This is a genomic window from Streptomyces composti, assembly GCF_012034205.1.
In the GTDB taxonomy this organism is placed as follows: Bacteria; Actinomycetota; Actinomycetes; order Streptomycetales; family Streptomycetaceae; genus Streptomyces; species Streptomyces composti.
The window spans coordinates 1-6,223 of record NZ_JAATEM010000060.1 but is presented as its reverse complement, the minus strand read 5'-3'; the positions used below and the strand labels follow the sequence as shown (position 1 = coordinate 6,223).

The window sequence follows — 6,223 nt, the reverse complement described above, 5'->3', positions numbered from 1 at the left end:
CGCCCACCGCGGGGTCAGGGAGAGACCCTGACCGTTCCCTGCATGATCTTGTGATCGCTGAGCCGGCCCGCTTCGTAGCGTGGTGTTCCCGTGTAGATGGGGTTGCCGTTCAACAGATCCCAGCCGTAGTCGCTGAAGAACACGTAGTCGATCTTCCGGCGGTTGCCGTTGTCGGTTTCGTGGGTCCAGCCCTTGCGGTCCGAGTCGGCTTCGAAGTTGTCCTGGTACATGGGCTGGATGTCGTCGGCGTCCGGCTCCATGTTGAAGTCGCCGCCCGCAATGGTGCGATAGCCCTTGTCCTGCCACGCCTTCAGCTGGTCGTGGAGGCTGCGTGTGCTTGCCGCCCGCTGATCCGCGTACTTTCCTGCGGGCAAGTGCACCGCGCAGGCGACGATCCTGTTGGGGTCGTCCTTGATGCAGGCCGCCACCTGCGTGCCCTCGGGGCGGCCACCCGTGCTGGGGAACGTCATCGGCAGTTGCTGCGGATTTCCGCCGCGGAACCGCTTCATCGCGATGGTGATACCCGCGTCCTTGCGCTTGCGCGGGTCCGCGTCACACGTGAACGGCGTGCCCTTCTCGATGTCTTTGCCCTGTGCGTGCACCACCTTCCAGCTGCCCCGGCCGATCCTGTTCAGCTGTTGCCTGAGATAGCCGCCGTAGTAGGCGCCGCAGCTCTCGTTGAGCATGACCACACTGACCCGGGGGTCGCGCTTCGCCCAGTCCACCAGTTCACCGATCTTCGCTTGGCGGTCCCCGAACGACAGATCACTGCAAGCCGTCCACGACGCCCCGCAGATGTTCCACGTCAGCGCCCTGACATCCCTCGGCAGACTTTGCACCGACTGTTCCGCCGCATTCACCGTGCCCACACCGCCGGCCATCAGGCTCAGACCGGCCACCGCCACGCTCCCGGCCCTGACGCATTCACGTAAGCCCACGCTTCCTCCTCTCGTCTCCCCCTGCCGGAGACGGAGCGGGCTGCCGGTTGCGCCGTCGCCGTCACCGTCTCCTCAGGGTCAAGAAGTCCGATACGGAACAACGCAGGATAGGCAAACGCGCCCAGGCAACTCGAGAAACGAATGAGACACTCCGCCCGGTGACCCCACCCACCCTGAGCAATCAGCCGCATAGTCGCCAGGATCGGTGCGGCGTCACGAGCAGACCTGCCGGTCCGTGACCCTCCTCGGCTTCGGCGCAGCCGTGGCCGTGTTCGTCGCGGTCGATTCGCGATGACGGGTGGTCGTGCCCTCGGGCTCAGCAGGGGGTGCGGGGGCCGGGCGTGGGCGGATCATCGGGCAGGCGACGCAACGCGCGCCGGACGTCGGGCGCACCCCGGCGGTGCAGCGGGGGAAGGCGAAAGGGGGGCATGCTGCGCGGGCCGGGGCCCTGCGCCCGGGCGGCCAGCGGGAGAGGCGCGGGGCGGCACGGGGGCAGGGCCTGGGAGCGGGGCGCCCCGGTCAGGGGGCGGTGGAGTAGCGGGAGGCCAGGGCTTTCTGCAGGGCGGCGGGGTCGGGGTCGTCGGCTGCCCAGGCCGCGTAACCGTCGGGGCGGACCAGCACGGCGGTGCGGCGGGCGCCGGCCCAGTGCTCGACCACGACCTCCTCGTGCGGGCCGTCCGGGTGCGGGGCGGGAGCGGTGGGCGGGGTGATGAGCACGAACCGGCCGCCGCGCAGCGCCTCGTACAGGCGCCTGCCGCCCTGGAGGGTGATGTCCGGGACGCGCCGGCCCACCAGGCGGTGGGAGCCGCGCGGGGCCGGGTAGCGGAAGCCGATCCCGGTCAGCTGACCGAGGACCTTGGTGCGGGCGGGGGTGACGGCGTTGACGAACGTCGTGGCCAGGGCGCGTACCGTGCGCAGGGCGGGGATGCGGGCCCGGGCCAGCCGGACCAGGCCGCCGCTGCTGCGCAGCACCGCCCGCCCGACCGGGTGACGCTCCGTCTGGTAGGTGTCCAGAAGGCTGTCGGGGGCCTGGCCGTTGACCACGGCGGCCAGCTTCCAGCCGAGGTTCGCCGCGTCCTGCAGGCCGGTGTTCATGCCCTGCCCGCCGGCCGGCGAGTGGATGTGGGCGGCGTCGCCGGCGAGGAAGACCCGTCCCACCCGGTACTTCGGGGCCTGGCGTTCGTCACTGTGGAAGCGGGACAGCCAGCGCGCCTCGTACATGCCGTAGTCGGTGCCCAGCGCGCGGCGGGTGACCTCCCGCACCTCCTCGAGGTCGAGGGGGGTGTCGTCGGGGACCTCGTGCCGGCGGTTCCAGCCCATGACGCGGTACCAGCCGTCGCCGAAGGAGGCGATCATCGCGAAGACGTCGCCGGCGCCGTCGACGGTCAGTACGCTCTCCGGCTTCTCGGCCAGGCGGACGTCGGCCAGGAGCAGGGACTTGATCACGGAGACGCCGGGGAAGGGCTGGCCGATCGCCTGCCGCACGGCGCTGCGGTGGCCGTCGGTGCCGACGACGTGGGCGGCTCGGCGGGTGGCGGTCGATCCGTCCGCGTTCCGCACGGTCACGTCCACGCCGGTGCCGTCCTGCCGGAGGGCGAGGACTTCGGTCTCGTGGTGGAAGGCGACGCCGAGATCCCTGGCGCGCTTCTCCAGCAGGTGCTCGACCTCGTACTGGGGGGTGATGAGGAGGAACGGGTAGCGGGAGGGCAGGCCGCTCAGGTCGAGGGAGAGGCGGCGGAAGAGCCGCAGCCGGGTGATGGTGCTGCCGGTCGCCAGCAGGTCGTCCGCGAGGCCGCGGGCGTCCAGCTGCTCCAGGGTACGGGCGTGCACACCGAAGGCACGTGACAGGTTGCTGATCTTGTGGGGGCGCTTCTCCAGCAGCGTGACCTTGACACCGGCCTCGGCCAGGTCGCCCGCCAGGAGGAGGCCGGTGGGGCCGGCGCCGACGACGATCACGGTCCGCGCCCAGTCCGGGACGCGACCGCCGCCAGAGCCGAGGGAGGAGCCGGGGCCGGTGCTGGTGCCGTTCATGATGACCTCCCACACTTGCCAACAGTTGTTGGCCAACGGACGTTGGTCAACGCTTGTTGGCAACAATAGGCCGGGGTCGGGGTGGATGTCAACGCTTGTTGGCCTACACATGTTGACCTGGCCTACATGTGTAGGCCTACGATCGTGGGCATGAACCAGAGCAAGGCCCCCGCCCCCGCCCGCCGCTCGGACGCCACCCGCCGCGCCATCCTCGACGCCGCCCGCGAGCGCTTCGCCGCCGACGGCTACGAACGCGCCACCATCCGCGCCATCGCCCAGCAGGCGCAGATCGACCCCTCCATGGTCATGCGGTACTACGGCAACAAGGAGGGCCTGTTCGCCGCCGCCGTCGCCATCGACCTGCAGCTGCCCGACCCCGCCTCGCTCCCCCGCGACGACGCCGGCCACGCCCTGGTCACCCACTTCCTGCACATGTGGGAGGACAACGACGTGCTCACGGCGCTGCTGCGGGTCGGCATCACCAACGAGACGGGTGCCGAACGCATGCGCGGCATCTTCAGCGACCAGCTGCTCCCCCTCGTGGAACGGGTCTGCCCCGACCCCGAACAGGCACCCGCACGAGCCGCCCTCGTCTCCTCGCACCTGCTGGGCCTCGCGCTCACCCGCTACGTCCTGCGCTTTCCGCCCGCCTCCCGTCTGCACCCCGACGAGATCACCGCCTGGCTCGCCCCCACCCTCCAGCGCTACCTCACCGCACCCCACCCCGGGCGGTGACACACCCCCGCGGGCGCACCGGGCGGACGCACGAAGGCGGGGCGCCGTCGTGACGACGGCGCCCCGCCTCATTCTCTCGTGTGTCCGCCCTGCGGATGACGGGTCAGTCGGCCGGGATCAGAGCCACCTCGTCGCTGCCCGACAGGGACGGCAGACCCTCCGGCGGCGTGTCCTGGTAGGTGGCGTTGAAGACCGCCCTCAGATTGTCCGCACCGGCATGACCGCCGTCCACGAACGTCTTGAACGACCCCGAGCAGCCGGTGCTGGTGGACAGCGGGTGGCCGTGGGTGTCGTGACCGAGGATGAAGGTCACGGTGACCTGGGAGCAGTCCACCGGCTGGTCGTCGGCGACGGCCACCTCCCAGCTGACCGTGTCGCCCCAGTGGAACGGTGTCCCGCTGTCCGGGGCCGGGTCGGTGGTGAGCGTGACCACCGGCGCCTTGTTGCCCACGACCACGCGCACGGAGGCGGAAGCGGAACGGCCCGTGCGGTCGGTGACCTTCAGCGTGGCCTCGTAGACGCCGTCCTCGGTGAACGTGTGCACCGGGTCCGCCTCGCGCGAGTCCACCCTGCCGTCCGCGTCGAAGTCCCAGGCGTAGCGGAGGGAGTCACCATCCGCGTCCTCGGTGCCCGCGCTGGAGAACTTCACCGTCAGCGGACTGTGGCCGTCCACCACATCGGCGCTCACCTTCGGCTCGGGGGTGCGGTTGCCGCGGGTGAAGTCGATGCGGGCGAGCTGGGCCTCGGGCAGTTCGGCGAAGTAGCCGGTGCCGTACTCCAGGACGTACAGCGCGCCGTCCGGGCCGAACTCGGCGTCGATGGGGCCGTCGGTGGTGATCGAGGGGATCGCGTCCTCGATCTTCCTGACCTCGTTGCGCTTGCCGAGGGTGATCGCCTTCACCTGGTCACGGGTCCACTCGTAGAAGAGCGGTTTGCCGTCGAAGTACGCCGGCCAGCGGTTCACCGCCTTGTTGTGCTTGTCGTAGCGGTAGGCCGGGCCGCCCATCGGGCCGATACCGCCCTCGCCCAGTTCCGGGAACTCCTCCGAGACGCCGTAGCCGTAGACGATCTGGGCGTCCTTCACCGGGGGCAGCTTGCTCAGGCCGGTGTTGTGCCGGGAGTCGTTGACCGGGGCCTTGCAGTCGAAGGCGCCGTTCGACTTCTGGGTGGCGAAGTCGTAGTCCTGGTACGGCATGTCCTGGGTCACGCAGAACGGCCAGCCGTAGTTGGCCGGGCGGTCGACGACCATCCAGCGGCCGTGGCCGGCGGGGCCGCGGTCCGGGTCGGGTTCGCCGGCGTCGGGTGAGTAGTCGGCGACGTAGAGCGCGCCCGTCTTGTCGTCCACCGCGAAGCGGAACGGGTTGCGCAGACCCATGGCGTAGATCTCGGGTCGGGTCTTCGGAGTTCCCGGGGCGAAGAGGTTGCCGCGCGGGACCGTGTAACTGCCGTCCGGCTTCACCTTGATGCGCAGGATCTTGCCGCGCAGGTCGTTGGTGTTGCCGGCGGTGCGCCGGGCGTCGTAGGCGGGGTTGCGGTCGGCGCGGTCGTCGAGGGGGGCGTAACCGTCCGAGGCGAAGGGGTTGGAGTCGTCGCCGGTGGACAGGAACAGGTTGCCCTTGCTGTCGAAGTCGATCTTTCCGCCCACGTGGCAGCAGATGCCTCGGTCGGCGGGGACATCGAGAATCTTCTGTTCGCTGTCGAGGTCGAGCGTGTTGCCCTTGAGCTTGAAGCGGGACAGGCGGGTGACGCCCTTGTACTTCGCGAAGTCCTCGGGGCTGCCGAACTCCGGTGCGTCGCCCTCGTTGACGTCGGGAGTGTCCGGGTCGTCCACCGGGGTGTCCAGGCGGGGCGAGTAGTAGAGGTAGACCCAGTGGTTCTTGCCGAAGTCGGGGTCGACGGCGATGCCCTGGACGCCTTCCTCGTCGTGCTGGTAGAGGCCGGCGGGGCTCTTCTTCATGTCGGCGGCGAGGAAGTTGACGCCGCTCCTGGGATCGTGGATGCGGACCTCGCCGGTGCGTGCGGTGTGCAGGACGCGGCGGTCGGGAAGGACGGCGAGGGCCATGGGCTCGCCGGGGCGGTCGTTGAGGGTGACCTTCTGGAAGTCCGACGCGGGCGGCGGTGCCGGGTCGGGTCCGGCGGCCTGGGCCGGGGACAGCGGCAGGAGCCCGACGGCTCCGGCGAGCGTCGCCGCCCCCACGAGCGTGACGATCCGTCTGTTGCGCACTCGGAACTCCTCTGCTCTGCACGGTGGTTGCCTGAGCGTGAGGGCGCTGGGCTCCGGCAGCACCGGCTGGTCGTTGCGGAGTGAAGTGGGTGAAACCCTGTGCGTAGCGAGTCAGTTGGACGCTAAGGGGCGTACTTTCGACTCGTCAAGGACAAAGTTTCAACTTTCTTGCGGAAAGACGGTGCGCGTACGGGGAGTTGTGGGACCGGGGTCGGTGCCCCGCCCGGCCCGGCTGTGCGGGGCGGGCGGGGGCACCGTGAGGATGTCAGTGCGCTCCCTGCTGGGTGTGTGCCCG

Annotated in this window: 4 protein-coding genes; 1 reads left to right on the top strand and 3 read right to left on the bottom strand. The window is 70.2% G+C overall.

From position 1 onward, the window contains the following. Positions 1–14 precede the first annotated feature (14 nt). Together HCJ93_RS28785 and HCJ93_RS28780 are read right to left on the bottom strand one after the other, a co-directional pair. Complete coding sequence (locus HCJ93_RS28785) at positions 15–899, bottom strand: endonuclease/exonuclease/phosphatase family protein (RefSeq protein ID WP_167998770.1); 885 nt, start codon at positions 897–899, stop codon at positions 15–17. Positions 900–1,457: 558 nt separating this feature from the next. Next, entirely contained in the window at positions 1,458–2,969 is a 1,512-nt protein-coding gene (locus HCJ93_RS28780; protein ID WP_167998769.1) for an FAD-dependent monooxygenase, read from the bottom strand. A 150-nt stretch (positions 2,970–3,119) separates the two neighbouring features. Here HCJ93_RS28780 and HCJ93_RS28775 point away from each other — a divergent pair, with 150 nt between their 5' ends. Next, complete coding sequence (locus HCJ93_RS28775; RefSeq protein WP_167998768.1) at positions 3,120–3,704, top strand: TetR/AcrR family transcriptional regulator; 585 nt, start codon at positions 3,120–3,122, stop codon at positions 3,702–3,704. 103 nt (positions 3,705–3,807) lie between these two features. Here the strand turns inward: HCJ93_RS28775 and HCJ93_RS28770 are convergent, their stop codons facing one another. After that, the gene (locus HCJ93_RS28770; RefSeq protein ID WP_167998767.1) at positions 3,808–5,928 is read right to left on the bottom strand and encodes a PQQ-dependent sugar dehydrogenase; all 2,121 of its coding nucleotides are present in this window, start codon (positions 5,926–5,928) and stop codon (positions 3,808–3,810) included. Positions 5,929–6,223: the final 295 nt, after the last annotated feature.

Coding starts and splice junctions, on each gene's coding strand:
- HCJ93_RS28780 (WP_167998769.1), bottom strand. CDS start 2,969: ATGAACGGCACCAGCACCGGCCCCGGCTCCTCCCTCGGCTCTGGCGGC.
- HCJ93_RS28775 (WP_167998768.1), top strand. CDS start 3,120: ATGAACCAGAGCAAGGCCCCCGCCCCCGCCCGCCGCTCGGACGCCACC.